Origin of the sequence: Streptomyces sp. NPDC058653 (assembly GCF_042716895.1) — a bacterium.
GTDB lineage: Bacteria > Actinomycetota > Actinomycetes > Streptomycetales > Streptomycetaceae > Streptomyces.
The window spans coordinates 26768-49455 of record NZ_JBHXRM010000007.1 but is presented as its reverse complement, the minus strand read 5'-3'; the positions used below and the strand labels follow the sequence as shown (position 1 = coordinate 49455).

46 protein-coding genes are annotated in these 22688 nt (G+C 68.9%); 39 read left to right on the top strand and 7 right to left on the bottom strand.

Annotation, left to right across the window (positions count from 1 at the left end; all coding sequences use genetic code 11):
• Positions 1-169: 169 nt before the first annotated feature.
• Positions 170-1507, bottom strand: a complete 1338-nt coding sequence (locus ACFWU9_RS08470; protein WP_384315663.1) for a tyrosine-type recombinase/integrase — start codon at positions 1505-1507, stop codon at positions 170-172.
• Between the two features lie 435 nt (positions 1508-1942).
• A complete protein-coding gene (locus ACFWU9_RS08465; RefSeq protein ID WP_384315661.1) occupies positions 1943-2323 on the bottom strand; it encodes a helix-turn-helix transcriptional regulator in 381 nt (126 codons plus the stop codon).
• Positions 2324-2550: 227 nt separating this feature from the next.
• Here ACFWU9_RS08465 and ACFWU9_RS08460 point away from each other — a divergent pair, with 227 nt between their 5' ends.
• The 17 genes from ACFWU9_RS08460 (at position 2551) to ACFWU9_RS08380 (ending at position 9733) form a co-directional block, all read left to right on the top strand.
• Positions 2551-2820 carry an XRE family transcriptional regulator gene (locus ACFWU9_RS08460; RefSeq protein WP_384315659.1) on the top strand — a complete coding sequence of 90 codons (270 nt, stop codon included), beginning with the start codon at positions 2551-2553 and terminating at the stop codon, positions 2818-2820.
• Between the two features lie 30 nt (positions 2821-2850).
• Positions 2851-3081 carry a hypothetical protein gene (locus tag ACFWU9_RS08455; protein WP_384315657.1) on the top strand — a complete coding sequence of 77 codons (231 nt, stop codon included), beginning with the start codon at positions 2851-2853 and terminating at the stop codon, positions 3079-3081.
• Between the two features lie 91 nt (positions 3082-3172).
• Entirely contained in the window at positions 3173-3430 is a 258-nt protein-coding gene (locus ACFWU9_RS08450; RefSeq protein ID WP_384315655.1) for a hypothetical protein, read from the top strand.
• A complete protein-coding gene (locus ACFWU9_RS08445) occupies positions 3427-3693 on the top strand; it encodes a hypothetical protein (protein ID WP_384315654.1) in 267 nt (88 codons plus the stop codon). Before ACFWU9_RS08450 ends, ACFWU9_RS08445 begins: the two co-directional genes overlap by 4 nt.
• Positions 3690-4307 carry a hypothetical protein gene (locus ACFWU9_RS08440; RefSeq protein ID WP_384315652.1) on the top strand — a complete coding sequence of 206 codons (618 nt, stop codon included), beginning with the start codon at positions 3690-3692 and terminating at the stop codon, positions 4305-4307. Before ACFWU9_RS08445 ends, ACFWU9_RS08440 begins: the two co-directional genes overlap by 4 nt.
• On the top strand, positions 4304-4477 hold the full coding sequence (locus tag ACFWU9_RS08435) for a hypothetical protein (RefSeq protein WP_384315650.1): 174 nt from the start codon (positions 4304-4306) through the stop codon (positions 4475-4477). Before ACFWU9_RS08440 ends, ACFWU9_RS08435 begins: the two co-directional genes overlap by 4 nt.
• Complete coding sequence (locus ACFWU9_RS08430; protein ID WP_384315648.1) at positions 4474-5061, top strand: hypothetical protein; 588 nt, start codon at positions 4474-4476, stop codon at positions 5059-5061. Before ACFWU9_RS08435 ends, ACFWU9_RS08430 begins: the two co-directional genes overlap by 4 nt.
• Entirely contained in the window at positions 5058-5324 is a 267-nt protein-coding gene (locus tag ACFWU9_RS08425) for a hypothetical protein (protein WP_384315646.1), read from the top strand. The genes ACFWU9_RS08430 and ACFWU9_RS08425 overlap by 4 nt, the downstream gene beginning before the upstream one ends.
• Positions 5321-5536 (top strand): hypothetical protein, encoded by a 216-nt coding sequence (locus ACFWU9_RS08420; protein ID WP_384315644.1) that lies wholly within the window; start codon positions 5321-5323, stop codon positions 5534-5536. The genes ACFWU9_RS08425 and ACFWU9_RS08420 overlap by 4 nt, the downstream gene beginning before the upstream one ends.
• Positions 5533-5805, top strand: a complete 273-nt coding sequence (locus tag ACFWU9_RS08415) for a hypothetical protein (RefSeq protein WP_384315642.1) — start codon at positions 5533-5535, stop codon at positions 5803-5805. The genes ACFWU9_RS08420 and ACFWU9_RS08415 overlap by 4 nt, the downstream gene beginning before the upstream one ends.
• A gap of 156 nt (positions 5806-5961) precedes the next feature.
• On the top strand, positions 5962-6294 hold the full coding sequence (locus ACFWU9_RS08410; protein WP_384315640.1) for a hypothetical protein: 333 nt from the start codon (positions 5962-5964) through the stop codon (positions 6292-6294).
• An 83-nt stretch (positions 6295-6377) separates the two neighbouring features.
• Entirely contained in the window at positions 6378-6614 is a 237-nt protein-coding gene (locus tag ACFWU9_RS08405) for a hypothetical protein (protein WP_384315638.1), read from the top strand.
• The gene (locus tag ACFWU9_RS08400) at positions 6614-7540 is read left to right on the top strand and encodes a YqaJ viral recombinase family protein (RefSeq protein WP_384315636.1); all 927 of its coding nucleotides are present in this window, start codon (positions 6614-6616) and stop codon (positions 7538-7540) included. The genes ACFWU9_RS08405 and ACFWU9_RS08400 overlap by 1 nt, the downstream gene beginning before the upstream one ends.
• The gene (locus ACFWU9_RS08395) at positions 7537-8352 is read left to right on the top strand and encodes a recombinase RecT (protein ID WP_384315634.1); all 816 of its coding nucleotides are present in this window, start codon (positions 7537-7539) and stop codon (positions 8350-8352) included. The genes ACFWU9_RS08400 and ACFWU9_RS08395 overlap by 4 nt, the downstream gene beginning before the upstream one ends.
• A 75-nt stretch (positions 8353-8427) precedes the next feature.
• Positions 8428-8763 carry a hypothetical protein gene (locus tag ACFWU9_RS08390; RefSeq protein ID WP_384315632.1) on the top strand — a complete coding sequence of 112 codons (336 nt, stop codon included), beginning with the start codon at positions 8428-8430 and terminating at the stop codon, positions 8761-8763.
• Complete coding sequence (locus tag ACFWU9_RS08385) at positions 8760-8921, top strand: hypothetical protein (RefSeq protein WP_384315630.1); 162 nt, start codon at positions 8760-8762, stop codon at positions 8919-8921. The genes ACFWU9_RS08390 and ACFWU9_RS08385 overlap by 4 nt, the downstream gene beginning before the upstream one ends.
• Positions 8918-9733 (top strand): hypothetical protein, encoded by an 816-nt coding sequence (locus ACFWU9_RS08380; RefSeq protein ID WP_384315628.1) that lies wholly within the window; start codon positions 8918-8920, stop codon positions 9731-9733. Before ACFWU9_RS08385 ends, ACFWU9_RS08380 begins: the two co-directional genes overlap by 4 nt.
• A gap of 48 nt (positions 9734-9781) precedes the next feature.
• Here the strand turns inward: ACFWU9_RS08380 and ACFWU9_RS08375 are convergent, their stop codons facing one another.
• Positions 9782-10087: a type II toxin-antitoxin system prevent-host-death family antitoxin gene (locus ACFWU9_RS08375; RefSeq protein WP_384315626.1), complete on the bottom strand. Its 306-nt coding sequence runs from the start codon at positions 10085-10087 to the stop codon at positions 9782-9784.
• A gap of 132 nt (positions 10088-10219) precedes the next feature.
• On the opposite strand from ACFWU9_RS08375, the gene ACFWU9_RS08370 reads away from it, so the two are divergent.
• From ACFWU9_RS08370 to ACFWU9_RS08305, 14 genes are all read left to right on the top strand, one after another.
• Positions 10220-10954, top strand: coding sequence for a DNA methylase (locus tag ACFWU9_RS08370; protein WP_384315624.1), 735 nt, complete (start codon positions 10220-10222; stop codon positions 10952-10954).
• 159 nt (positions 10955-11113) lie between these two features.
• Positions 11114-12058 (top strand): hypothetical protein, encoded by a 945-nt coding sequence (locus ACFWU9_RS08365; RefSeq protein ID WP_384315622.1) that lies wholly within the window; start codon positions 11114-11116, stop codon positions 12056-12058.
• The gene (locus tag ACFWU9_RS08360; protein WP_384315620.1) at positions 12055-12801 is read left to right on the top strand and encodes a hypothetical protein; all 747 of its coding nucleotides are present in this window, start codon (positions 12055-12057) and stop codon (positions 12799-12801) included. The genes ACFWU9_RS08365 and ACFWU9_RS08360 overlap by 4 nt, the downstream gene beginning before the upstream one ends.
• Positions 12798-13133: a hypothetical protein gene (locus tag ACFWU9_RS08355; RefSeq protein WP_384315618.1), complete on the top strand. Its 336-nt coding sequence runs from the start codon at positions 12798-12800 to the stop codon at positions 13131-13133. The genes ACFWU9_RS08360 and ACFWU9_RS08355 overlap by 4 nt, the downstream gene beginning before the upstream one ends.
• Positions 13133-13444 carry a hypothetical protein gene (locus ACFWU9_RS08350; protein ID WP_384315616.1) on the top strand — a complete coding sequence of 104 codons (312 nt, stop codon included), beginning with the start codon at positions 13133-13135 and terminating at the stop codon, positions 13442-13444. Before ACFWU9_RS08355 ends, ACFWU9_RS08350 begins: the two co-directional genes overlap by 1 nt.
• Positions 13441-13629: a hypothetical protein gene (locus ACFWU9_RS08345; RefSeq protein WP_384315614.1), complete on the top strand. Its 189-nt coding sequence runs from the start codon at positions 13441-13443 to the stop codon at positions 13627-13629. Before ACFWU9_RS08350 ends, ACFWU9_RS08345 begins: the two co-directional genes overlap by 4 nt.
• 45 nt (positions 13630-13674) lie before the next feature.
• Positions 13675-13992 (top strand): MazG-like family protein, encoded by a 318-nt coding sequence (locus tag ACFWU9_RS08340; protein ID WP_384315612.1) that lies wholly within the window; start codon positions 13675-13677, stop codon positions 13990-13992.
• Positions 13993-14072: 80 nt separating this feature from the next.
• On the top strand, positions 14073-15179 hold the full coding sequence (locus ACFWU9_RS08335) for a hypothetical protein (RefSeq protein WP_384315611.1): 1107 nt from the start codon (positions 14073-14075) through the stop codon (positions 15177-15179).
• The gene (locus ACFWU9_RS08330; RefSeq protein WP_384315610.1) at positions 15176-15397 is read left to right on the top strand and encodes a hypothetical protein; all 222 of its coding nucleotides are present in this window, start codon (positions 15176-15178) and stop codon (positions 15395-15397) included. The genes ACFWU9_RS08335 and ACFWU9_RS08330 overlap by 4 nt, the downstream gene beginning before the upstream one ends.
• 126 nt (positions 15398-15523) lie before the next feature.
• Positions 15524-15721, top strand: coding sequence for a hypothetical protein (locus tag ACFWU9_RS08325; protein ID WP_384315609.1), 198 nt, complete (start codon positions 15524-15526; stop codon positions 15719-15721).
• 15 nt (positions 15722-15736) lie between these two features.
• A complete protein-coding gene (locus tag ACFWU9_RS08320) occupies positions 15737-16066 on the top strand; it encodes a hypothetical protein (protein WP_384315608.1) in 330 nt (109 codons plus the stop codon).
• Positions 16063-16350: a response regulator transcription factor gene (locus tag ACFWU9_RS08315; RefSeq protein ID WP_384315607.1), complete on the top strand. Its 288-nt coding sequence runs from the start codon at positions 16063-16065 to the stop codon at positions 16348-16350. The genes ACFWU9_RS08320 and ACFWU9_RS08315 overlap by 4 nt, the downstream gene beginning before the upstream one ends.
• 94 nt (positions 16351-16444) lie before the next feature.
• Positions 16445-16642: a hypothetical protein gene (locus ACFWU9_RS08310; protein ID WP_384315606.1), complete on the top strand. Its 198-nt coding sequence runs from the start codon at positions 16445-16447 to the stop codon at positions 16640-16642.
• A 36-nt stretch (positions 16643-16678) separates the two neighbouring features.
• Positions 16679-17296, top strand: a complete 618-nt coding sequence (locus tag ACFWU9_RS08305) for a hypothetical protein (RefSeq protein WP_384315946.1) — start codon at positions 16679-16681, stop codon at positions 17294-17296.
• A gap of 6 nt (positions 17297-17302) precedes the next feature.
• On the opposite strand, the gene ACFWU9_RS08300 is transcribed toward ACFWU9_RS08305, so the two are convergent.
• From ACFWU9_RS08300 to ACFWU9_RS08285, 4 genes are all read right to left on the bottom strand, one after another.
• On the bottom strand, positions 17303-17620 hold the full coding sequence (locus ACFWU9_RS08300; RefSeq protein ID WP_384315605.1) for a hypothetical protein: 318 nt from the start codon (positions 17618-17620) through the stop codon (positions 17303-17305).
• Between the two features lie 85 nt (positions 17621-17705).
• The gene (locus ACFWU9_RS08295; RefSeq protein WP_384315604.1) at positions 17706-18488 is read right to left on the bottom strand and encodes a hypothetical protein; all 783 of its coding nucleotides are present in this window, start codon (positions 18486-18488) and stop codon (positions 17706-17708) included.
• Positions 18489-18562: 74 nt separating this feature from the next.
• The gene (locus tag ACFWU9_RS08290) at positions 18563-18919 is read right to left on the bottom strand and encodes a DUF6907 domain-containing protein (protein WP_384315603.1); all 357 of its coding nucleotides are present in this window, start codon (positions 18917-18919) and stop codon (positions 18563-18565) included.
• Positions 18920-19015: 96 nt separating this feature from the next.
• Positions 19016-19636, bottom strand: a complete 621-nt coding sequence (locus ACFWU9_RS08285) for a GntR family transcriptional regulator (protein WP_384315602.1) — start codon at positions 19634-19636, stop codon at positions 19016-19018.
• Positions 19637-19758: 122 nt separating this feature from the next.
• Between ACFWU9_RS08285 and ACFWU9_RS08280 the strand changes: the two genes are divergently transcribed.
• The 8 genes from ACFWU9_RS08280 (at position 19759) to ACFWU9_RS08245 (ending at position 22666) form a co-directional block, all read left to right on the top strand.
• Positions 19759-20172 carry a TIGR03668 family PPOX class F420-dependent oxidoreductase gene (locus ACFWU9_RS08280; protein WP_384315944.1) on the top strand — a complete coding sequence of 138 codons (414 nt, stop codon included), beginning with the start codon at positions 19759-19761 and terminating at the stop codon, positions 20170-20172.
• Between the two features lie 58 nt (positions 20173-20230).
• Positions 20231-21007 (top strand): GntR family transcriptional regulator, encoded by a 777-nt coding sequence (locus tag ACFWU9_RS08275; protein ID WP_384315601.1) that lies wholly within the window; start codon positions 20231-20233, stop codon positions 21005-21007.
• 198 nt (positions 21008-21205) lie between these two features.
• The gene (locus ACFWU9_RS08270) at positions 21206-21451 is read left to right on the top strand and encodes a helix-turn-helix domain-containing protein (RefSeq protein WP_384315600.1); all 246 of its coding nucleotides are present in this window, start codon (positions 21206-21208) and stop codon (positions 21449-21451) included.
• Positions 21448-21678, top strand: coding sequence for a hypothetical protein (locus ACFWU9_RS08265; RefSeq protein WP_384315599.1), 231 nt, complete (start codon positions 21448-21450; stop codon positions 21676-21678). The genes ACFWU9_RS08270 and ACFWU9_RS08265 overlap by 4 nt, the downstream gene beginning before the upstream one ends.
• A gap of 2 nt (positions 21679-21680) precedes the next feature.
• Positions 21681-21872, top strand: a complete 192-nt coding sequence (locus ACFWU9_RS08260) for a hypothetical protein (protein WP_384315598.1) — start codon at positions 21681-21683, stop codon at positions 21870-21872.
• A complete protein-coding gene (locus tag ACFWU9_RS08255; RefSeq protein ID WP_384315597.1) occupies positions 21869-21997 on the top strand; it encodes a hypothetical protein in 129 nt (42 codons plus the stop codon). The genes ACFWU9_RS08260 and ACFWU9_RS08255 overlap by 4 nt, the downstream gene beginning before the upstream one ends.
• Before the next feature lie 93 nt (positions 21998-22090).
• Complete coding sequence (locus tag ACFWU9_RS08250; protein WP_384315596.1) at positions 22091-22426, top strand: hypothetical protein; 336 nt, start codon at positions 22091-22093, stop codon at positions 22424-22426.
• Positions 22427-22459: 33 nt separating this feature from the next.
• Complete coding sequence (locus ACFWU9_RS08245; RefSeq protein WP_384315595.1) at positions 22460-22666, top strand: hypothetical protein; 207 nt, start codon at positions 22460-22462, stop codon at positions 22664-22666.
• Positions 22667-22688: the final 22 nt, after the last annotated feature.

The following is a 22688-nucleotide window of genomic DNA, read 5'->3' as shown; positions in this document are numbered from 1 at the left end:
CCCCGGGGGGGGGGCCCGGTGCCTTGTCCCCCCCCCCCCCCGCTCCTGTGAAGACGTATTCCGGAGAATGTCCGTGAACACTAAGAAGAAAAAGCGGCACCGACCCGCCATGCTCGCCTCGCGGCAAGTGGTCGCTCGAAGGGATCAAGGGCCGGTATGTCTATCCTTTTCAGGGGGTCAGGACCCTTTCTCGCCTGGGATTTCCGACCCGGTCCAACCCGGTGGAACCTGGCCCGACAGGGTGAGGATGTGGACTCCGGGTGGACTCTGCCCCCAGTGGGACACCCTCACCGACCAGCGCCGCCAGCACTTGGCCCGCCGTGTCGGCCGCCGCGTGCGTGTAGATCCACGTTACCTCGCCACCCCGCTCGTGGCCCAGGATCTCCTGCACCACCACCTCCGGCACCCCGAGCGCATGCAGCCGCGAGGCGTAGGCGTGCCGGATCTTGTGGAACTGCGGCCAGTACTCGTTCCGCCCTGTCACCACGTCCTTAGTAATACGAGCGACGCCGGCACGCTCCACCGCCTTCACCCACGTCGTGCGGAAGTTCGCCTGCCGCATCACCGCGGAGCGGGGACCCTTGAAAACCAGCTCTTTCGCGCAGAGCCCGTCCTGGACCTTCGAGCGCGTGGCTGCCGCGGGGAACTTCTCCAGGTGCCCCCGCAGCGTCTCCACGGCCAGCGGCGTCAGCGGCACCGTGCGCAGGCCGGCATCCGACTTCGGGTACTCCTTGCGCCCGAGGTGCCCTCGGGCATCCTCCAAGACCTCGTGAACATGCAGCCGCGCACCGTCCAGATCGACATGACACCTGCGCAGCCCGACGAGCTCGCCCCAGCGGAGGCCGGTCTCCTGCGCCACGATCGTCAGCGCGTGATGATGGACCGGCAGGTGTTCGCGAATAAGGTCCAGTTGCGCATAGGTGGGCGGCTTGCGGTCCTGCGGGTGCTTCTTCCGCACCTTCGGCAGTTTGATCGAATCGCACGGGTTGGTCAGAATCCGCTTATCGAGGACTGCCGCTGTCAGCAGGCGGTCGAGGATCTGAAACGCGGCCGGGATGGATGAGGCGGCCAGTGGGCCATGGATCTTCTTCACCCAGCGGTCAACGTCCAGCCACGAGATGCTCGCCAGAGGCCAGGTACCGAACACCGGCTCGACGTGCAGGCGCCACATGCGCTCGTCGCGGGTGAGTGTGTTGAGGGCGCCGCGCTGATTGGGCCACCACATGCCGTGCCACTTGGCCAGGGTGATCTGAGACTTCGCCGGATCCAGGTAGGCGCCGCGCGCCATCGCGGACTTGGCCTCGATGAGGAAACTCTCCGCCTCCTTCTTGGTGGCGAAGTTCTGGTGGCACTGCTTCCCGCCCGGATCCCGGTAGCGGGCCTGCCAGCTGCCGGTGCAGTCCTTGCGGGTGGGCTTCTCATCCGGCCGGAACTTGGCTACACACAGCGAGCATCCACAGGATTTCGCCCGGATCTGCCGGGGGTTGTTCAGGGCCTTACGCGCCACGATGCACCTCCCTCACTCCATGGACGCGCTGCCGGGGGACGGTCCGCCCCTGTGGCATGTCCCATATCGTGAGCGGCTTGCCGCAGAAACAGCGCGCTTCCATTGTGGACTCTGCCGGCTGATCCGCGCCGAGCTCCTCGAGCATCCCCCGTGTGACGACCAGCATCTGAACGCGGCTCAGGTCGTCGGGCACGTGTATCGCAACCTCCTGCCTGCACCAGAAGGTCCGGTGGTCTTGTGTCGGTTCGACGACTACGCACATGGCTTCCCCCTGTGACGCACAGCTGTATCAATTCAGTTGGCGCGCTGGGTGGAGGCAGCGGAGAACCGAGCGTAGCCGCGCACACGGACGGAAGCACCATGCGTACCAAGAGCTACCCGTAACAGAACCGTAACGGCAGAAGGTTGTACAAGATGCCCATGATTTTCACCGGATCAGGAGGTGGTGCGCTCCTCCGAGGCGAGCGTCTCGACGAGCTGGTCAACAACCCGCCGGCGGCCTCCGGAGAGGTTGCGGTAGAGCGCCAGCGTTCGCGCTTCCGCTTCGGGCGACACCTCACCAGGCACTTGCTGTCCGATTGATTCGAACAGTTGCGCGACGGTGACCCCCGGGAGATGCTGGGCAAGGGACCGCAGCTGCTCTTTGGAGTCAGCCGAGTTGCGGGGGGACCTACGCCCCGAGATCCACGCGTTCAGCGTGGCGAGGGGCACCCCAGAGACATCGGCCAGACCCTTCTGGGTCAGGCCGTGCTGGTCGATCACGCGCTCCAAGAGCGCGGACAGGGACTCGCGCTCACGCCTGCTGTCATTCGCCACGTGTAGAAGCATGTGGCCAGCCTTCTACATAGGCAAGCGCAACGTAGAACTGTGACCGAAACCAGTTACGAACCGCTAACGGGACATACACCCAGGGCCACGAAGACCTCCAGGCAACAACAGGCGTGACCGGGCTTGACCGGGTTCTACGTCTACGGTAGAACAGAGATACCGCACAGCGCCCCACAGCCCGAGCGGCCAGAACCTGAACGCCTCAAGGGGAGCGCATGTACCGACGCAACGGCGGACAGCCGATCCGCGACGCAATCAGGCGAGCCGGACTCTCCATCCCCCGACTCGCGGCACGCACCAAGGAGATCGACCCCGACGGCCGCGGCCTCTCGCAGGCGCTCATCGGGTTCTACGCCTCCGACGGTGCGAGCGGCCGGGAATCCGCCAGCACCCGCACTACCGAGCTCATGGCCGCCGGCCTCGACTCCCCCATCGAGGAACTGTTCGGCGACCACCCCGATCCCCCATCCACCCAGGTCTCGTGATCTACGTCTACGAGAGAATGGAGAAACACTGTGTCCCCCAGCACCGCCACTGTCCAGCTTCTGAACCAGAAGCAACTCATGGAGAAGCTCGGCGTCGGTAAGTGGACCATCGACAACCGCATCGAGCGTTACCCGACCGGCCACCCGAACGCCTTCCCCGTCGAGTACATCGGCCGCTTCCGCCGGTTCGAGCTCGACGCCGTCCGCGCCTGGTTCGAGTGGGAGGCCGCCGGCTTCCCCGCCGAGCGCAACGCCGCCTAGTGCGGCATGCGGCCCCAACCGCCGGTGTCGAGACCGGCAGCCGGGGCCTCCGATCCAAACCCACCGAACGCTTAGAACAGGAGCGTGGACCGTGTCCACATCATCCCACCCCGATTCGTTCGTCCTCCTGATCGGCGAGTTCGCGCTCGCCGTGGCTTCGTCGCCCAAGGTCCTCCAGGTGGAGGCGATCACGCGCGCCTCCCAGTACGGCAGCCCGGCCGAGTACCGCTGGGACGAGCACCACAACGGCCTGCGCCTGATGAGCCGCCGTGGCGGCCGTGGCCGCTTCTCGTGGACCCAGTACTGGGTTGCGACCGTGCCGACTCTCACCGAGGGCGGTGCGTCATGAGCGCCCGCCCCGTACCCGCCACCCCGGATGACACCAACCCCAGCGGCCTGACGCCGGAGCGCGAGCAGGAGATCCGCGACCGCCGCGACGAGGCTGTGGATGTCTCGGCACTCGCGTCCTGGCCGCTCTCCGAGTACCGGCTGATCAAGCAGACGCTGATCGACATGGCACTGCTCCTGGCCGAGCTGGACCGGGTCCGTGCCGAGTTGGCGAAGGCGATCGAGCACCGCGCCACCGGCAACCCGATCGGCGGTGCGCGATGACCCTCGACACTCGCATCTTCGTCCTGGGCAAGGTCGAGCCGCACGAGGTCTTCCGCTTCTGCCGGGACCTGCTCGGCGCCGCGGACCGCCACGCCTTCAGCGACAGGCAGGACACGACCTGGCGCGAGGGTGAGTCCTTCGTTGAGCCAGGCAACCCGTGGACGATCAGCAACAACCCGGGACAGGGGCTGCCCGCCTGGCTGATGCTCTACTACCGGCCCGACGAGCCGCTGCGCACGCCGGAGCAGGCAGCCGAGCACGACATGGACTGCAACCTCCCCGAGAGCGGTGACTACGTCGAGGAGTGGGGGCCTTGCGACGGCGAGCGCCACCGCCGCGCCTGCTGGCTGACCGTCTCCTTCGACACCGCCTACGGCTACCGCGACGAGCGCGGCTACGGCTGTGGCGATCTGCACGCCGAGTACATCGCGAAACTCGGCCAGTGGCTGGACGAGCGCCGCGTTCGCTGGGAGTGGATGAACGAGTTCACCGGTGAGGTCCACACCGGCTACTCGCGTCTCATCGATCTTGCATCCGGCGGCTTCGAGGCTTCCGCATGGTTCCGCACGTCCGTGCTCCCTGTCATCCAGGCCGAGACAGGCGGCACCCGATGACGACCCCGACGCCCCCCATTGAGCGCCTGGACGTGCCGCTGGCCGACGTCCTCGCCGACCTGGCCCGCATCCGCGAATCCCTGCCGCTGGACGACCCGGACCGGCACGCACTCGACCTCGACGCCGACACCCGCTTCGCCCAACTCGCCGCCAACTGGAGTGCATCGTGAACTGCGACGAACCGCTGTACAGGGACGGCGAGGGCTACTCGTCCCGCGACTGCCAGTTGAAGCTCGGGCACCCGGGGTCGCACGACTACTTCGGCGAGAGGTTCCCGCGCGTCGAGGTGGCCGAGCCCGACCCGGACATCGCCGACCTCATCGAAGCGGGCGCCCGCGAGCGGCGCACCTGGGGCCTGGACGAGGTCCAGTGGCCCATCGTCGTCGAGGTCACCAGCGTCTACGTCATCAAGGCCCCCGGAGCCACCGAGGACGAAGCCCTGAAGTACTGGGCCGACGGGGGCGACTACCCGAGCCTGGACGGCGAGCAGGCGATCGACGGCAGCATCGAGTTCCGCCGTGTCGACCGGTGGCAGCGCCGCGACACCCTCGGCACCTCCCCGTTTGGGCCGCACATCCAGTGCCCCGACTGCGGCGCTCAGGCGATGAAGCGCGAGTGGTACCACAACCCGCTGCGGAAGTGCCACGGCCCGATCAAGTGGCGGGACATGCGGGCGCCGAGCCTCCGCTATCGGTACCGCCGTGAGATCGCCGCCACGCCCGTCTACGGCGTCGGTCAGGCGGTGGCAGCGTGACCGCCTCCCCGCTCCTCACCGACGCCATATCCCACGCCCGCACAGCGGCAACCGCCGCCGAGACCGTGGACCTGGACAACCGGCTGGCCGTTATCAGCTCCCACGAGACGCTCAGGGCCGAGCTCCGCCGCGTCCTGTGGACCCTTGACCACGACGGGCTCACCGAGGACGACGAGCCGGACGTGGCCGCACAGGTCGACCGCGAGGACGGTGTGCGACGGCCCGTCATCGTCCGCTACCAGCGACCGGCGGTGGCGGCATGACGCCCTACCTGTCCACGAACGCGGCGGTCGCTGGCGAACTCCTTGCCGAGGCGCCCCCGGTTATCACCGGTGCCGCCGCCACCGGCATCGTCCACGCCCTCGGGCTGACCGGGCCCCGCATCCCCGACTGGATCACCGACCCGAACCTGCGGGCCGACATCGCCGCCGGATACATGGAACTCAGCGACGACCTCGCCGGGGGTGCACGGTGAAGGGCTTCTGGATTCGCATCGCCCCCGACGGCTGCGTTCATGGATCAGTCCACGAGGAGTACGTCGGGCCGCTCGCCGAAGACGCGCACAAGGAGTTCACGCCCCGCGTCGCCGACCGACGTAAGGAGGCTGCGGCTGGCTGGCAGCACCAGTTGGTGAACGGCGCCGACTGGGACCGCCGCGCCAAGCCGTGCCTGACCGGCCGCTGTAACCACACCGCGCTCGGCCGCCGAGTCAAGGATGTGCCGCTCCCGGAGGTCGCCTCATGACCGCCCTCCCCACCCTGCGCGGCGTGCTGCGCCCCCACGCCGCCTGACACCGCCGTCGCGCCGTGCCCAAACCGGCGCGACGGCGGGCCACACGAAGAAACCCGCCGAGGACAAGTCGGCGGGCATCCACCACCAGCATCCCAGAAGGGCACCCCGGTGACCGTTTCTCTCTGCAAGCACCGCTTCCCGATCCAGCCCCCGCTCGGCTCGCTCGGACGCCCCGGCGACTGCTCGTTGTGCGGCACGACGTGGAACGAGGTACAGGCCGAACTCCAGCGCCAGGCCGAAGCCCTCATCGTCGGCAGCGCCCACGACGGCACCTGCCCCGACTGCGCCCAGCCGCACCGCCTGATCCGCTTCCAGCCGCAGGACAAGCCGTGGAACGAGATCGGCTACGAGGAGCCCGCCACGTTCCTCTGCATCGACTGCTGGAACGACGCCGCCAAGGCGGACCACGACGGCTTCCACGCCCTGCTGGACGCCATCTGACCACCCTCCCGCGGCGCGACCCCCTGCGCGCCGCACCCGCCGCCCGACCCCACCGGGCGGCGGGCCCCAACGAAAGGCACGCCGTGAACATCCGACTCGGCCGTTGGCAGGTGGAGTACCACCAGCGCGCCATCCATATCCAGAAGCAGCCCGACCCCAAGTGCCAGCAGTGCAAGGGAAACGGCGACATCGCACGCGGGCCGGGCGTCGGCCTGTACGGCGAAGAGCCCGACCTCGCGCCCTGCCCCTGCTGGGACCCGTACCGCAGCCTCCGCATCCCGCTCTGGTGCAAGCCCGCACAGGAAGCGTGGCCCTTCTGATGGCCGCCACCCAGACGCCGACCGGCATCCTGCTCGGCACCTTCACGCCCGGCACCCCCGAGTGGGACGAGGCGCGCGCCGGCCTCACCATCACCGCCACCGAGATCGCCGCAGTCATGGGCCTGTCGCCGTGGATGTCGCCGTTCTCGCTCTGGCACAAAAAGTCCGGACTCAAGACCCCGCCGTTCGAGATGTCGGCGCCAATCGAGTGGGGGACCCGGCTGGAGCCCGCCGTGGCGGCCAAGTTCGAGGACGAGCACCCCGAGTACCTCGCCCGGAAGACTGGCACCTGGCGGCACACCGAACGTGAGTGGCAGCGCGCCACCCCCGACCGGCTCCTCGCACACCGGGAGAACGGCGCCAGCGACGGGAAGCCGATCCGTATCGGCGAGGTCAAGACGTCCCCGTTCGGCGACGGCTGGGGCCCGTCCGGCTCCGACGAGTTCCCCATCCACTACCGCTGCCAGATCACCTGGCAGCAGGACACGCTCGGCCTGACCGAGCCCGCCCACCTAGCCGTCTTGATCGGCGGATGGGACTACCGCGAGTACGTCGTGCCCTACGACGAGGCCGACGCCAAGACCATGCGCGACGCCGCCGAGAAGTTCCTCGACACCGTCCGCAACGGGCAGCGCCCGCCCATCGACGGGGCCGACGCCACCTACCAGACGATCCGCGTCCAGCCCGACGGGCTCGAAGACCGCGACGTCGAAATCCCCATTGAGGACGCCGCCCGGTACGAGATCGCGCAGCAGCAGATGGCGGTCGTGAAGACCGAACTCACCGCCGCCAAGGGCGTGCTCCTCGACCACATCGGCAACGGCAAGCGCGCCGTCGCCTGCGGGCGCCGCATCGCCTACCGCACCGTCCGCGACGGCCAGACCCACTCGATCAGCCCCTACACCAGCAAGGACACCGCCGCATGAGCCAAATCAGCAACGCCATAGCCACCCGCGACGAAGGGCCCGCATCCGTCATCGAGCAGTACAAGCCCGAGCTCGCCCTCGTCGCCGCCAGCCACGTCAAGGTCGACACCTTCGCCCGCCTCGCCGTGGGCGTACTCCGTCAGGACCCGAAGCTCGCCGCCGCGGCACAGAGCAATCCCGGCAGCCTGATGAGCGCCCTCATGACCGCCGCACGCCTCGGCCTTGAGCCCGGCACGGAGCAGTTCTACCTCCGCCCCATCAAGCGCAAGGGCCGGCCCGAGGTTCAGGGCATCGTCGGCTACCAGGGCATCGTCGAACTGATTTACAACGCGGGCGCCGCGTCCTCCGTCGTCGTCGAAGTCGTCCGCGCCAACGACCAGTTCAACTACGTGCCCGGCCTGCACGAGCGGCCCGTCCACAAGGTCGACTGGTTCGGTGACCGCGGCGACCTCGTCGGCACCTACGCCTACGCCGTCATGCAAGGCGGCGCCACATCCAAGGTCGTCGTCCTCAACGGCACGCACATCGCCCGCGCCAAGGCCAAGTCCGACGGCGTCGACAGCGACTACTCGCCGTGGCGCACCGACGAGGAATCCATGTGGCTGAAGACCGCGGCCCGGCGTCTCGGTAAATGGGTGCCCACCTCGGCCGAGAAGCGCAACGCCGTGATCGAGCGGACCGATACACCCGCGCCCCCTCTGGGGCCCGCCGCTGCCGCGCTGAACGAGATGGACCCCGACGACGACGGACCTGTCGACGCCGAGCTTGAACCGGCGGGCGGGTGGCCCGAGACCGCGCAACCGCCCGCGTAGCCCGCACATCAGAGGCCGCCCCCGCGGGAATCGGGGCCGGCCCCCCACCAGGAAAGCAGACCGAAAGGACAAGCCGTGACGCACACCGCCACCCCCGCCGAGAAGCTCCGGATCGGCGCCGAGCTCGAAGCGTTCATCGCCTCCGTCTCCGAATGGGACAGGGCGCTCATCGAGCAGGCCATACAGATCTTCGGGGAGAACGGTCGCCCGTTCTCCATGAACACGTTCCGCGACCTGCTGCCCGAGATGGCACACGGCACCGCAGGACTCGTCTTCCTGTCGCTGATCAACCGGCGGCCGGCGCCGATCGTCGAGATCCGCAAGGTCCGCTCCACGTCCGGGCCCACACACAACAAGCAGATCGGCGAGTACATCCTCGCCCCCTACGCCAGCGGACGGAGGGCGGCATGAGCCCGCTCACCGCGGCCCTCGCCGCGGCCGGCGTGTGGTTCGCCGTCGTGCTCGCCGCGGTCGTCGCCACCATCCCGTTCCTGATCTGCCTCGCCCTCGCCTGGCTGGGCGTCACCGGCGCCCGGCGCATCGACCGCACCCGGAAGGAGCGGACGTGAACACCAAGACCCGAACCGCGCCCCAGCATGGGGAACGCCGCTACTACCTCCGCGGCTGCCGCTGCAACCTGTGCTCCGCCGCGCATCGGCGGTACTGCAAGCAGTACCAACTGGCCACCCTTCACCAGCCCATCCGCGTCGACGCCGCACCTGTCGCGGCACACCTCGACAGCCTCGCCGACCAGGGCTACAGCCACCGGCAGATCGCAGCCCTGGTCAGCCGCTGCGACGGAGAAATCTCCAAACTGCGGCTCCGTCAGCAGCGCACCATCAGCCCCGCACTGGCCCTCATCTACCTGAACCTGCGCCCCAAGGGCGTCACGCCCAACCTGGCGACCGTCGACTCCACCGGCACGGTCCGCCGCGGGCGGGCGCTCCACGCCATCGGTCACCCCGTCTACGACATCGCCCCCCGCATCCCCATGGCGAAGAACGGGCTCGGGCTGATGCTCAAGAACCCGCCGGCGACCGTGCTCCTCTCCGTCGCCAACGGCATGACCGCGGCCTACCAGCAGCTCCGCTGGCGCCCCGGAACATCCATTCACGCCCGCAACAGGGCCGCCCGGCTGGGTTGGCACGGCCCCATGGCATGGGAGGCCATCGACGACCCGGCCTGCCAGCCCGACGACGGCGGGCCCTACCAGCCGCCTCCCAAGAACGGTCGCGACACGTTGCGCCGAGCGGAAATCCGCCACCTGCTCACCCTCGGCGAATCCGCCGCGACCATCGCCCGGCGCATGGGGGTCAGCGAGAAGTACATCCACGACCTCACCACTCAGGGCCTCGACGAACCCACCTACGCCGCCGCCTGAGCGCACGACAAAGGCCCCGCACAGCGGGGCAGGAAGGAGAAGGGGATGTCAGTCGGACGACCGAGCGTCGCGCTCGGCAATTTCCAGGGACTCGCTGATAACTCGCGCGACTTGTCGGCCGCTGGCGTCACCTGCTGCCTGCTTCTTGTCGGCGTAGGCCCGCAGTTGCCGGAGGACGGCGGCGTCCGACTTGGCCTGCTCGTAGAACTCTGGTCCGACGATGACGGCCGCGTCCTTGCCGCGGTTGACGAGGATCGTCGCTTCCCCGCCGAATCGGGCGCGCGCGATGACCTCGCCGAGGACGTTGCGAGCTTCGGCGATCTTTGCGCGGTGCTCGGTGGGGGCTGTGGTCATGGCCTAACAGTAGCGGATTCGCTACGAACCTCAACACCGCGAATCCGCTTTCTTAGCTATGATGGCTACGAAGTCAAGCGGACGAACCACCGAGGCCCCAAGGGTCTGGTTCCGTGCGCCCACTCGGCACCCATGACCACCTCGATCCACAAGGGAGACTCCTTGATCGAGTTCCAACCGCCCACGCCTAACGGGCTTCGCGTCCTCGCCGCGTTCTGCGGCGTCGGAGGATGCACCCGCGGCTACCAGCGGGCCGGCTTCCACGTCACCGGCGTCGACATCGCACCCCAGCCCCGGTACTGCGGCGACGAGTTCCACCAGGGCGACGCCGTCGAGTACATCCGCAAACACGGCCACCAGTACGACCTCATCCACGCCGGGCCGCCGTGCCAGCACGACTGCACCCTCACCGCGGGCACCAACGCCGGGAAGTTCCAGTACCCGGATCTCCTCGACCCGACCAGAGAGGCGCTGGAGGCTACCGGTCGGCCGTTCGTGATCGAGCAGCCGCCCGGCCGGGCTTCGAAGCGGATGCGTGTCGACCTCACCCTGTGCGGGGAGATGTTCGGCCTCGCCGTTATCCGCCACCGCAACTTCGAGCTCGGCGGCTGGACGATGCCGCAGCCCGCCCACCTCAAGCATCGCGGCCGGGTCGCTGGCATGAGACATGGCGAGTGGTTCACCGGCCCGTACTTCGCCGTCTACGGCGACGGGGGTGGCAAGGGAACGGTCGCCCAGTGGCAGCAGGCCATGGGGATCGACTGGACCGACATCCGCAAGGAGATCGCCGAGGCGATTCCTCCGTCATACGCCGAGGCGATTGGTAACTCCTTCGCCGCCAAGTACGCCCGGCAGGTGGCCGCGTGACCGCCGGCCGGCTGCGAAATGGCAGTCAAGTGGCAGATGAACGGCGTACCAACGCCACCGAAAAACCGGAAGCGTTGATCACGAACCCCCGCGCCCCCACCTGACCGGGCCCAACCCGCCGCAGACCTATCCGTACCCGCCAGCCGAGAGAAGTTGCTCATGCCCTGGGTCCGTCTGGACGACCGCTTTCCATCGCACCGCAAGGTCGCGCTGTTGTCCGACCGCGCTTTCCGGCTGCACGTCTCCGCGATCTGCTGGTGCGCCGAGAACCTGACGGACGGACACGTCAGCGACCGCGAACTGACGCTCGTGGCGCACGTGCGCGGCGTCAAGGCCACAGCCAAGCAGCTCGAAGACGCCGGCCTCTGGGACCGCGTCGATGGCGGCTGGGTGGTCCACGACTACCTCGACTACAACCCCTCCCGCGATCAGGTACTGGCCGAGAGGAAGAAGAACGCCGCCCGACAGGAAGCCTTCCGGCAGCGCCGCAACGGCAAACCGATACCGCCTCCGGACGACTCCAATAACGGTCGCAGTAACGGCGTTACGAGCAACGGAAAAACGCACGACAGCGACACGACGGCGACACGAGCGCGACACGACAGCGACACGACGGCGACCGGAACACGTCCACTTCAGGACGAAGAGTCGCAGGTCAACGCGTTTCGTAACGGCGTTACTAACGCTGCCCCGACCCGACCCGACCCGACCCGACCCAAAGACTTGGCTGATGTAGGTGGAGAAAGTGCGGGCAGTGCGACGCCTCACGCCGGGCTTGACGGCCTCACCACCGTCCCCGACGACTTCCACCTGAACGACACGATGCGTCGCTGGGTCGCCTCCACGTTCCCGGGGCTCGACCCCGACTTCGAGACTCAGCAGTTCATCTCCCACTTCCGAGCCGAAGGCCGCCGGAAGCGCAACTGGCACGACGCCTGGCAGAAGTGGATCCGCGACTCGGCGCAGTACGCCTCCAAGCGCCGCACCTCCCCGAGCAACGTCATCGCCCTGCCCTCCGGCCAGACCCTCGCCGGCACCGACGCCAAGGTCGCCGGCTGGGCGGCCATCGCCGAACAGCTCCGCCAGGAAGGAGACTCCGCATGAACTCTGCCGAGGCTGCCGAACTGCTCATGCACGCAGCCGCGTTCGACAACCGCAACGGCTCCACGGCCGCCGCCAAAGCTTGGGCCGCAGCCCTCCACGACGTCCCGCTTGACAACGACGCCCGCAACGCCGTCGCCGCGTACTACACGACCGCGCCGAAGGACCCTGACGCGAAGCTGTGGATCCTGCCGCACCACGTCCGGACCCTCCGTACGAAGATCCGCAACGCCCGGCTGGAGAACTTTCAGTACGAGCCTCTGCCCGACGAGACCACCGCCGCATACCTGGCCCGGTACCGCGGACAGGTGCGGGCGATCGCTTCCGGACGAATTGCACCACCCACCGACCGGCCGGCTCTTGAGGGCGGCCCGTCCAAGAGCTTCATGCGCGAGCTGGAGGCGCACGGCTGGGAGGGCAACCGAACCGTCCCGGACTCCGACGGGGAATCCCTCGCGGACGCGGTGCGCCGTTCCGGCCCGCTCGGTGTCGAGTGCCCCGTGTGCGCCGCCGAGATAGGCCACCCGTGCAAGTCCGGCCGGGCCACGGCGAAGTTCCCTCTTGGCAAGCCGCTCTCGAAGCCGCACACGGCCCGTGCCCGACAGGCGGCCGGTGAACCGCAGTTGACGGTGGAGCAGCGCGCAGTGGAGGAGCAGCGGATCCGTGAGGCGTCCGCCCGAACCCTCGCCCGCCTTGCCGCGGAGCAGGAGATCGCGGACGTCGAGATCGTTGAGGACGCGTCGTGACGGACTTCGATCAGGACGACATTGCGGCGATGCGCCGGGAGAACGGCGGTGCGGACCTGAAGCGGTTCATGCGCGATCAGCTTCGGGCCGGCCTCCGACGCCGGAGCATGCCCACCGTGGCGGCCCCGCCGCCGAAGCCGCCGGGTTACCGGCCGGGTGCTTGGCCGTCCGGCACCAGCCCTCCCGAACCGCGGCCCCAGGCCCACCCGCCCGCAGCGTGGGGTGCGGCGCTCAACGACTACCGGGCCGCACTCATGACCTACGACCACACGCAACTCAACTCCGACCAGCCGTGCGGCTGTGTCACCTGCCAGATCGCGAAGGAGAACTGATGGCCCGCCACATTGCCGCCCCGATGCCCGACACGATCCGACACCGCTTGCGTACCGGCCAGCACCCCGCCCGCGGCACCAACTGCCCCTGGTGCAAGGCCCGCGCGCACCAGCCGTGCCGCATCCCGTCGTCTGGCAAGACCGGTGCGACGGTGCACCAGCAGCGAAAGGACGCGTGGGCGCGTCTCACCGCCTGCTGCACCGCCTGCCAGGTCACCCCCGGTGTCCCGTGCCACCGCGACGGGCGCGAGCTCGAAGGCGGGGCCGTGCACGCCGTCCGGCACACCGAGGCGGAGGTGGCTGCGGCATGAGCACCGAGCAACTGGCCGCACTCCTGGCCGAGTCGATCCCCGACGGGACATTCGGCGGCGCCCGCACCCTCCGATCCGTCCGCGGCGGCAAGCCCGAAACCTGCGGCCCCGACCCGAACGCCGCCCAACACCGGGCCGCCCTCGAAGCCGCCATCCGACGCCCCCGACGCACCGCCGCAGCCTGAGACCGGTCGCCGCCGAAACCGCCCCACCAACCCGAAGGAGAACCCGTGCTCAGCACCGCCCAGTGGTCCACGATCCGCGACCTCGTCGCCTGGCTCGACGCCAACAACGGCCGCTCCCAGGAGGAGATCACCCTCCGGATCCTCAAGTTGACCGAGGAGTCCGGGGAGGTCGCCCAGGCGTGGATCGGTGTCGTCGGCCAGAACCCGCGCAAGGGCGTCACGCACACAATCGCCGATGTGCAGGGCGAGCTGGTCGACGTCATCGTCACCGCCGCGGTGGCGCTCGCGTCGCTGACCGGCAACCCGGCCGCGGTGCTCGACGCGAAGCTCGCGCAGATCGCCGCAGCCCGGCTCACCCCGTGACCTCGCGCTGCGGCCCGCCCCGGGGCGAATCCGGGGCGGGCCTGGCCTCAGCATCCCAACCAACCCCGAAGGAGATCAACATGCCCGACCAGCCCGAGCCCACGAACCCTGCCGCCGAAACCGCGCCGCTCCTGTGCGGCAAGACGATCGGGATCGGCACGCCGCTCCCGTACCACCCGTGCGCCAGGCCCGCTGGGCACCCCGAGGCGTACTGCAAGGACGTCATCGGCGACCACATGTTCCTTGCCGCGTCCGGGGTGCAGCCCGACACCCGGCCCGAGTGCGGCACATGCTCGCTGCCCGTGCCCCGCCACAGCGCCGCATGCCCGAACAAGCCGACCCCCCGGCATACGGGCGACGGCATCCAGGGCAACGGCTACACGCCCGCGCAACTCCTCGGCGCCGACTACGACACCCGGCCGTCGGACCTCGGCCCGGCGGACGGGCAGCAGAAGATGCGGCTCCTGGAGAAGCTGCGCGCGAGCCTCACGCCGATCGAGCCCGTGCCCGACACCGAGCGGCGCGAGTGGTACGCGGCCGCGCTGTACGAGCAGGCGAACCCCGGCTTCCTTTGGGTGGACGCCCTCGCCGCTGAAGTCCCGGACTCCGGCTGGCGAGAGGCAGCCGACGCCGCCTTGGCCGTGGCGGACGAGGAGCAGCGGGACCTGCGCGCCGAGCTGGCCTCCGTGAAGGGCCGCCTGGTCGACTATGAGAACCGCATCACCTGGGACACCAACTGCGGTGAACACGCCCGGCTGTTGGACTCCTGCCGCGCGGCTGACGAGCGGGCTGAGAAGGCGATCCGGCGCGCCTGCGACGAGTACGACAAGCGGCAGGGACTGGAGCAGGTGATCGACGGCCTCCGCGCCGAGCTGGAGAAGGCCCGCGCCACCGTCCTTCGCGAGCGGGCCGACTTCCTCGAAAGCGTGCTCCGGGACTCGCTGGACCCGGACAGCGACCCCCGGTACTGCACCGCGATCCATGACGTCATCCTCGGGCTTCGCCGCCTGGCCGCCGAGACCGACGCCGCCCGGTCCGGTGGGCAGGCCGAGGACGGGGCGCAGCCCGCCCACGCCGGGGGCGACGCCGAGGACTGCCCCGTCTGCCGCCCGCAGATCGACAAGACCGTGCTCTACCCATGGATCTGCCCCGGTGCCGCTGGCGAGGACGGGGCGCAGCAGAAGTGACCGCCCGACCGACCGGTGTCGAGGTCTCCTGCGACGGGCCCACCGGCCGCGATGACTGCCCCGACAGCGCCGCCGTGGCCGCCAGCTACGCGTCCCGGACTGCCCGTCAGGTGCGCGCCGACGGCCGCGAGACCGGCTGGACCCGTCGGCGCCACGACGGCCGCCTGATCGACCTCTGCCCCCGCTGCCGTACCCAGCCCACCCCGCCGACCGCCTGACCCGGCGTGGCGCGCCCTGCCCCCACGGGGCGCGCCACACGCCCGCCTCCCGCCCGAACACCCGCCCGGCGGGGAGCCAGTCACCCCCAGCCCGCCACACGCCCGCACAACGCCACGGAGGACCACATGCCCACCCCACCCCGACGCCGCACCACCCAGGGGAACCTCGCCCGCGTCGTCTTCAAGGCCGCCAGCCAAGAAGCCGCCGCCCGCGCCACCAAGATCCGCACCGAATGCGACGCCATCGACGCCGCCACCGATGACCCAGCGATCCGCGAGGCGACCGCCCGCATCCGCGCCGCCCTCGACGAGCCCGCCAACTGACCCACGGAGGACCCGATGACCACCAACCCCAGCCAGGAACTCCGCACCGCCGCCGCCAAACTGCGCGCGCTCGCCACCGCCGCCACCCCGGGCCCCTGGGCACAAGCCGGCATCGGCGACTTCGGCTGGGGCGTCGACGGCCCCAGCGCCGAGACCCCGGACAGCGACCAGGGCCGAGCCGACGCCAGCTTCATCGCGACCATGCACCCCGGCGTCGGGGCCGCGATCGCCGACTGGCTGGACTGCTGGGTCGGCATCGACTTCAGCGAACACGCCGCCATGCCCGGCGACCTCGCCAACGCACTGTGCGTGGCCCGGCAGATCAACACCGGGGGCACGCCATGAGCGTCCCGTCGGCCCGGCTGCTGACGAACCGGCAGCGCGCTGTGCTGCTCCTCGCGGCGAACGGAAACACCAACGCGGACATTGCGCGCTGGACGGGCACCCGGCCGAACTCTGTGGCGCAAGTTCTGACGACCACGTACCGGGCGCTGGGGGTGCGGGACCGGGCGCAGGCGGTCGCGGTGGCCCTGCGACTGGGGGAGGTGGCGCTCGGGGACGTGCGGGTGCCGGTCGCGTCTCGACTCCAGCCACAACAGGCCCGAGAAGGCCCCCCAGTGGCCGCCTAACGACCGAACGGGCCGTCCGGGCACCCGAGTTCCATCGACCCCAAGAACGACCGCGAGAGGCGCCATACAGCGCGTCGACACGAAAGGACCCGAAATGGCCGCCCTCATCGGCTGGCTCGCCACCACCCTCACCCGCCTCACCCACCGGCTCGGCACCCACCACTACCTGTCCACCGGCTGCCTCCACGCCGACCACGCCTACTGCCAGGGCAAGACCGGCATGGCCGGGGCGAAGAAGCCTGGATCTTGCAAATTCTGCGATGCCGCGTGCCGGTGCCGCTGCCACAACTGACCCACCTGTACCGCCCGAACGGAGCCCGCCGTGAACATGTGCACGATCTGCTGCCGCGACCTGCACCCCGACGAGATCGCCCGCTACGCCTGCCACCCGTGCACCCAGCGCGTCGACCGGCAGCTCCTCGACCTCGCCGGCCCGCGCGGGCTGTACGCCAGGCTCGGGACCCGGCTCGTACCCGGCTCCGGCGGTGGCGGCCCGGCGGTGTCCGGGTCCCGCAACGCGCCGGTGCCGCTGCGGCTGGACGTGCTGAACCTGCTCACAGCGGGCGGCCCGGTCCTCGGCCCGCTGGAGACGTGGGTGCGGGACTGGGAGGTGCGCGGCCGGGCCGAGCTGGATGAGGCCGGGACGTTGCAGCGGCGGGTCGACCACGCGGTGGGGACGCTGCGGTTCAACCTGGAATGGTCGGCGATGAACCATCCGGCGTTCGAAGAATTCGCCCGAGAGATCCACCTCATACACCGCCAGTGCACCTTCCACGTCGCCGGCGAGACACCCCCGCGCGCCATCCCCGTGGCCTGCCCCTGCGGCGCCGTCTTGCGCGTCACCCTCGACACCCCCGGCGCCCGCTGCTACGGGTGCCAGACCCAGTACGGGCACAGCGAGGTGCTGCGGCTGCCGGTCGCCGAACGGCGGGCAGCGGCAGCGTAGGTGCACCTACGTCTCGTCGGGCGGCAGCCGATTCGCGATGCGACTGGCCAACCTGTGCGCCGCAACGTGCCCGTCGCCGTCGCCCGACGCAAGGACCCGCAGCAGCAGTACAGCGGCTTGCGCCTCACGCAAGCTGATCAACGGCAGCCGGTCATCTGGCGAGTCCAGCAAGTCGTGCAGCCGTTCCTCGACTTCTGTGATCGGGGGCGCGTCCAGAACCGGCAGATGTGAGCCGTAAGCGCCTGTCACCCCCATGGAGTCGGCGATCTTCAGCAACGTCGAGACGTCATCGCGCTGCCTGTTCGCACCCAACGGTTCGCTCATGCCCCCTATAACGCCCTGACCGGCCAGCGGTCACACACCGAAGCCCCCGGGCCATCGCGGCTCGGGGGCTTTCGCGCGTCCAGAGTCACCGAGGGAACCGCACCAGCCAGTCGGGCAGTGGCTTCCCGTCGCCGCCGTAGTGCTGGAGCGCGTACTTGAAGCTCAGCATGTCCACGCTGCGCACCGACCGCAGGCCTTCCAGATCCTCCCGGCCGAGCTGGGCCAGCGCGGCTTGCCGCTGCTCCCGGTAGACCCTCGGCCGCTTCCGTTCGAACTGGAGCAGCAGCCGACGGACTTGGTCGTCGTTGAGCTCGTCAGCCGCGTCGTACAGCCGCTGGAGTTCCCGCTGCCGCTCCTCGCGCCCACGCGCCAACTGGCCCGCACGAGCGGCAGCGAGTGCGGAGGAATGTTGCCCCTCGTCGTCTTGGTGATCCGTCTTTAGAGAACCCGTGTTGTTAGAGACCTCCTGGTTGGCCGACTTGCTGGAAGACCGGGTTACTGAACCTCCGGGGTCCTGAAGACCAGTAGCCCGGACATCGGCAACGCCGGGCAGGTCGGTGACCACCGTCTCGGTGCGCCACTGCTTGCGCTCGCCGACGCTTCCGTCGATCCGATGGCGGACATGGGTCAGCAGGCCTGCTTGCTCCAGCTCCTGCATGGCCTTCCGCATGGCGTCGCGACCCTCCGCCTTACCGCCTGCCGATCGCGCCCTTTCCATCAGCTTCTCGAACGTCAGGTCGTACCCGTCGGGATAGCTGAGGAGCTCAAGCAGCAGCCCCTTGGCGCGCCAACTGAGCTTGTGGTTCTGGGCCGTCACGTTGGCGATGGGGACCCACCCGTCGGGCGACATGCTGCGGATGACTCTCATACGCTCAGCGCGCCTTTATCTACGAAACGGCGGGCAGCGAGGCCGCCCGGCCGTAGAGGTTCGTGGTGACCGATTCAGCCGAGCTGACCGCGCAGGACCCGAAGGCTGTCGACGAATCCCTGCGCCTGCGCGATGAAGACGTCCAGCTCCGGACCGGACATCTCCCGCTGACCCTCGCCCTGCACGTAGATGACCTCTTCGCTGCTGCTGTCGAGCTCGTCCAGGCGGAACAGTTCCGCCCGCACGATCACATCCGGGCCGTTGATGCCGGGGGCGGTGAGCAGCAGTTCCGGACTGCGGTGCGCCGTGTCGTGCGTCGACGAGTTGTGGGCCGTCGGGTGGTTGCGGTCCTTGCACCACGCCGGGCACGGCGTCGGGTGAACCGTGGACCGGGACAGGACGGCCGGGCGCTCAGGCGATACGATGCTCATCGAGGTACTCCTTTGATCGGGATGGATCTCTGACTGGCGGGCTGGAACCCGCTGGTTGAACTGGCCGGGCGCTGATACGCCCGGCCGTTCGCGTTCTCAGGGCTTGACCTTCAGTGCGAGGGCTTCCGCGAGGGTCCTCAAGTCGCTCGGAGACATGTAGTTGGCGAGGAGTTCGGCGGCCTGCTGCGGCTGATCGACGGCGATGAGAATCGTCCGGTTGCCGTCGAGGTCACGCACGAACATCCCGGCCCCCTTCCGGGAACTGATCAGGTTCTCCGTCTTGAGGGATGCGAACGCCTGGCGGACCGTGCTTCCTGCGGCGCTGTACTCGCGCCTCAGTTGGTTGATTCCAGGCAGGCGTGATCCGGGCGCGAACTGACCGTCGAGGATCGCAGCCCTCAGGTCGTTCGCGATGTCCTTGTAGCTCACGCGCTTGCCGGAGCGCTTCAACCCGGCAATTTTCAAGGCGTTGTTGCTGATGTTGTGGCGCGGCCCCTCGGACGCGATGGCGAGCCTTTCAGCTTCCTCGGCCTCCTGAAGAGAATCGAGCCAGACGATCTGCTTCAGTTCCACTTCGGGCCACCACGGCTTCGAGCGGCCGTGGTTCCCGAACCGAACCTTGGGGTTGTTCGTGATGCCGACGTACAGGAGATTTCCGTCAGCGTCGTACAGGCGGTAGAGCGCGGTGGGCTCCGCCGAGGGTTGGTCGTCGGTCATTGACGCCCCTCTCGCTTGGCTATGCAAGTTGGTGACGCTCGAACGTTAGCCAGAGTGGACATGGATATGCAAGTGGTGCGACTGGAGCAATCGCTGCGCGCGGGTAGCGTGCCCATATGGGTATGCCAGCGAACGAGTGCAGGGCCCGGTTTGCCGCAGCGCGAGTGCTGCGGCTGGCCACCGTCGATGCCGAGGGTCACCCCCACCTCGTGCCCGCGACCTTCGCCTTGGACGGCGATGTGGTCGTCATCGCCGTCGACCACAAGCCGAAGCGGCATACGAACCTAAAGCGTCTCGCCAACATCAGGGCCAACCCCGCCGTCACGCTCCTTGTCGACCACTACGACGATGACTGGGAGCAGCTCTGGTGGGTGCGCGCTGACGGCACCGCTTCGGTGCTGGAGAGCGAACTTGCGCAGGAACTTGTTGACCGTTTGGCAAACAAGTACGGGCAATATCTTGATCGCCGACCGGACGGCCCCGTGATCAAGATTCGGGTAACCCGCTGGTCAGGATGGATGGCCCGGCAGGAATAGGCGCATATCGGTTCGGCAGGCTTACGCTGACTTGTGTACCCATTCAGTCAGGAGAGTGATGTCACCGAACCCATCCAGGGAGCACCCGTTCAAACGGGTCGCCAACGAACTGCGCGCCGAGATCCTGCGCGGGGATCTCGCACCCGCCGGCAAGCTCCCTTCAGAGAACGAGCTTGCCGAGCGATTCGGCGTCACCAGGTCGACGGTACGGAAGGGGATCGCCCTTCTCCGATCCGAAGGGCTCGTGACGTCACACCAGGGCAAGGGCGCCTTCGTCCGTGAACGGCCGCATGTCAGCTTGCGCCAGACCGGCAGCATCTACAGGGCTCGCCGCAACGCCGGTGGCAAGTCCAACTTCAACGCAGAGGTCGAAGCTCAGGGACTTCGGCCTAAGCAGATCATCAGGGAAGTAGTCGAGACTGGGGCCCCCGAGAAGGTGGCTGAGCGCCTCGGAGTTGAGCCAGGCGCCCCGGTCGTCGCCCGGCGCCTTCTCTTCACCGTGGACGACGGGCCGATGCACTTGGTCGACTGCTACTACGACTCCGCCATCGCAGCTGGGACTCGACTTGCCGAGGCGAGGCTCATCAAAGGTGGCGCGAACGCGTACCTCGAAGACGCCAGCGGTCCGATCGGCCGAAGGATCGTTCAGTTCATCGAAGATCTCGACATCCGAATGCCCTACCCGCACGAGGCCGAGCAACTGGACATCCCGGCGGGCGTTCCCGTTGCACGAGTACTGCGCACGGCCTACGACTCGGCCGGGGATGCCCTCGAAGTGATGGACTCGATCATCCCCTGCGACCGCCACGCCTTCCGGTATGTGATCAACGTGTAGCCCCTACTGCGAGCACATCGGCGCCCCCGACCTTCCGGCGGGGGCGTCTTTTTGCTGCCCGCCGCGACTCGCTCGAAGGAGGAGTAGTCGCGGCACTTGCATAACCAAGCTGTCGCGGCCTATCGTCAGAGCTGTCGGAACTTGCATAGCCAAGTGATCCGAATCCACCAGCCCCTGCCCGATTCCGGAGGACCGCGCATGTCTCCCCGCGACGCACTCGATGTAGTGCTCGACGACCTTCAGGACTCCCTCACCGTCCCTGAGGTGGCCGCTCTCATCGGCGTCCACCAGGCGACGGTCTACCGAGCAATCAAGACCGGCCGACTCCGCTCCACGAGCCGAGGTAGTGGCCAGGTCCGCCGAACCCTCACCAAGATCCCGCGCGCCGCCGTGACCGAGTACCTCGCCGGTTCGGTTATCACCCCGTCGGCGGTGGCGGCATGATCACCACCCTGGTCGGCACGCCCGACCCTGACCGCCGCCCCCTGACCTCCGCTCGCATCACGAATCCGCTGGCGGATGCCCGTTGTGTCGAGACTCGTGCCCGGAACCTGCGGGACGCCTTGCTGGACTTGCCGAAGTCGGAGCGTCCGGCGGTGCGTGCCGAGATGCGCGCCCTGTACGCCGAGGCCGCCGGGCTTCGCCAGCACGCCCAGCGGATGGGGTGGTGACCGTGCCCGCTCCGACGCTGGCGTTGGTGGAGGAGGCGCGCGGCGAGGGTCTCGCGGTTCGTGTCGCCGAGATCGCGTCCACGCCCGGCCACCCGTCGACCGGTTCGGCCTGGATGTACCGGGTGATGGCCCGCATGGCATTCGAGGCGGCTGCCGAGAACGCGGTACAGCCCGAGACGGGGTGGGGGCAGTGACCGCGCAGGAACTCACCGACGCGGACCGTGAGGCTGTGGCCGCCATGGAGCGTGCCCGCGCTGCCGAGAAGGCTGCCGAGGACGCCAAGTTCGAGCGCGACTGCCTGACCGCCGCCCGCCGCTGACCCCAAGACCGCCGTGGTCGCGCGGTGACCACCCCCGTACCCGCGTGACCACGGCTTCCCACCCACCCCAACCGCCATTGAGAGGCCACAGTCATGTCCGGCCAGACCGAAACCGCTTGGCCCGAAGGGGTCATCGCCCGCTTCCTGACCGTCGGTGGAGCCGCCGTCGACCTGTCGTTTGACGACGAGCGGGCGCCCGATGTGCCTGTCCATCAGGGCACAGCCTGGGCTTCGACGAAGCCGATGATCACCATCACGGTGATGGCGCGCTGCACCGGCAGGGGCTGCCGCGCAGGTACCTCCGAGGCGACCGTCATGGAGATCCCGTGGGGCGGACGCCCCCTGGAAACCGAACCCGGCATCGAGGCAACTCGTTGGGGCCAGGCGCACGCCGAGAAGTGCCGCGCGATGCCCCGCCCCACCAACTAACCACCCACCCGACCTGCTTCGAAAGGCACCCCCATGTCTCTGTACCTGCTGTCAGACCTGCTGGACACCCACGAGGCCGCCGAGTCGGCGGTCCTGCACTTCCGCACTCGCCTGGAGGTGGCCCTCGGTACCGGTGACGAGCTGGACGTCCGCCGGGTCCGCGCCGAGGCCGCCGTGTACGAGATGCGCCACCCGAACGTGCGGGTGTTGGACGAGCTCGACGCCATCCAGGCGGCCTGACCCTCCCCGCCTCCGTCGCCGC

What these genes read in the sequence shown, in the direction of transcription:
- ACFWU9_RS08305 (WP_384315946.1), top strand. Translation starts at nt 16,679, where the DNA reads ATGTGCACGATCTGCTGCCGCGACCTGCACCCCGACGAGATCGCCCGC.
- ACFWU9_RS08345 (WP_384315614.1), top strand. Translation starts at nt 13,441, where the DNA reads ATGAGCACCGAGCAACTGGCCGCACTCCTGGCCGAGTCGATCCCCGAC.
- ACFWU9_RS08295 (WP_384315604.1), bottom strand. Translation starts at nt 18,488, where the DNA reads ATGAGAGTCATCCGCAGCATGTCGCCCGACGGGTGGGTCCCCATCGCC.
- ACFWU9_RS08275 (WP_384315601.1), top strand. Translation starts at nt 20,231, where the DNA reads ATGTCACCGAACCCATCCAGGGAGCACCCGTTCAAACGGGTCGCCAAC.
- ACFWU9_RS08300 (WP_384315605.1), bottom strand. Translation starts at nt 17,620, where the DNA reads ATGAGCGAACCGTTGGGTGCGAACAGGCAGCGCGATGACGTCTCGACG.
- ACFWU9_RS08460 (WP_384315659.1), top strand. Translation starts at nt 2,551, where the DNA reads ATGTACCGACGCAACGGCGGACAGCCGATCCGCGACGCAATCAGGCGA.
- ACFWU9_RS08270 (WP_384315600.1), top strand. Translation starts at nt 21,206, where the DNA reads ATGTCTCCCCGCGACGCACTCGATGTAGTGCTCGACGACCTTCAGGAC.
- ACFWU9_RS08320 (WP_384315608.1), top strand. Translation starts at nt 15,737, where the DNA reads ATGACCACCAACCCCAGCCAGGAACTCCGCACCGCCGCCGCCAAACTG.
- ACFWU9_RS08400 (WP_384315636.1), top strand. Translation starts at nt 6,614, where the DNA reads ATGGCCGCCACCCAGACGCCGACCGGCATCCTGCTCGGCACCTTCACG.
- ACFWU9_RS08445 (WP_384315654.1), top strand. Translation starts at nt 3,427, where the DNA reads ATGAGCGCCCGCCCCGTACCCGCCACCCCGGATGACACCAACCCCAGC.
- ACFWU9_RS08315 (WP_384315607.1), top strand. Translation starts at nt 16,063, where the DNA reads ATGAGCGTCCCGTCGGCCCGGCTGCTGACGAACCGGCAGCGCGCTGTG.
- ACFWU9_RS08440 (WP_384315652.1), top strand. Translation starts at nt 3,690, where the DNA reads ATGACCCTCGACACTCGCATCTTCGTCCTGGGCAAGGTCGAGCCGCAC.
- ACFWU9_RS08365 (WP_384315622.1), top strand. Translation starts at nt 11,114, where the DNA reads ATGCCCTGGGTCCGTCTGGACGACCGCTTTCCATCGCACCGCAAGGTC.
- ACFWU9_RS08420 (WP_384315644.1), top strand. Translation starts at nt 5,321, where the DNA reads ATGACGCCCTACCTGTCCACGAACGCGGCGGTCGCTGGCGAACTCCTT.
- ACFWU9_RS08265 (WP_384315599.1), top strand. Translation starts at nt 21,448, where the DNA reads ATGATCACCACCCTGGTCGGCACGCCCGACCCTGACCGCCGCCCCCTG.
- ACFWU9_RS08285 (WP_384315602.1), bottom strand. Translation starts at nt 19,636, where the DNA reads ATGACCGACGACCAACCCTCGGCGGAGCCCACCGCGCTCTACCGCCTG.
- ACFWU9_RS08335 (WP_384315611.1), top strand. Translation starts at nt 14,073, where the DNA reads ATGCCCGACCAGCCCGAGCCCACGAACCCTGCCGCCGAAACCGCGCCG.
- ACFWU9_RS08375 (WP_384315626.1), bottom strand. Translation starts at nt 10,087, where the DNA reads ATGACCACAGCCCCCACCGAGCACCGCGCAAAGATCGCCGAAGCTCGC.
- ACFWU9_RS08325 (WP_384315609.1), top strand. Translation starts at nt 15,524, where the DNA reads ATGCCCACCCCACCCCGACGCCGCACCACCCAGGGGAACCTCGCCCGC.
- ACFWU9_RS08245 (WP_384315595.1), top strand. Translation starts at nt 22,460, where the DNA reads ATGTCTCTGTACCTGCTGTCAGACCTGCTGGACACCCACGAGGCCGCC.
- ACFWU9_RS08250 (WP_384315596.1), top strand. Translation starts at nt 22,091, where the DNA reads ATGTCCGGCCAGACCGAAACCGCTTGGCCCGAAGGGGTCATCGCCCGC.
- ACFWU9_RS08385 (WP_384315630.1), top strand. Translation starts at nt 8,760, where the DNA reads ATGAGCCCGCTCACCGCGGCCCTCGCCGCGGCCGGCGTGTGGTTCGCC.
- ACFWU9_RS08370 (WP_384315624.1), top strand. Translation starts at nt 10,220, where the DNA reads ATGACCACCTCGATCCACAAGGGAGACTCCTTGATCGAGTTCCAACCG.
- ACFWU9_RS08350 (WP_384315616.1), top strand. Translation starts at nt 13,133, where the DNA reads ATGGCCCGCCACATTGCCGCCCCGATGCCCGACACGATCCGACACCGC.
- ACFWU9_RS08280 (WP_384315944.1), top strand. Translation starts at nt 19,759, where the DNA reads ATGCCAGCGAACGAGTGCAGGGCCCGGTTTGCCGCAGCGCGAGTGCTG.
- ACFWU9_RS08435 (WP_384315650.1), top strand. Translation starts at nt 4,304, where the DNA reads ATGACGACCCCGACGCCCCCCATTGAGCGCCTGGACGTGCCGCTGGCC.
- ACFWU9_RS08310 (WP_384315606.1), top strand. Translation starts at nt 16,445, where the DNA reads ATGGCCGCCCTCATCGGCTGGCTCGCCACCACCCTCACCCGCCTCACC.
- ACFWU9_RS08360 (WP_384315620.1), top strand. Translation starts at nt 12,055, where the DNA reads ATGAACTCTGCCGAGGCTGCCGAACTGCTCATGCACGCAGCCGCGTTC.
- ACFWU9_RS08290 (WP_384315603.1), bottom strand. Translation starts at nt 18,919, where the DNA reads ATGAGCATCGTATCGCCTGAGCGCCCGGCCGTCCTGTCCCGGTCCACG.
- ACFWU9_RS08395 (WP_384315634.1), top strand. Translation starts at nt 7,537, where the DNA reads ATGAGCCAAATCAGCAACGCCATAGCCACCCGCGACGAAGGGCCCGCA.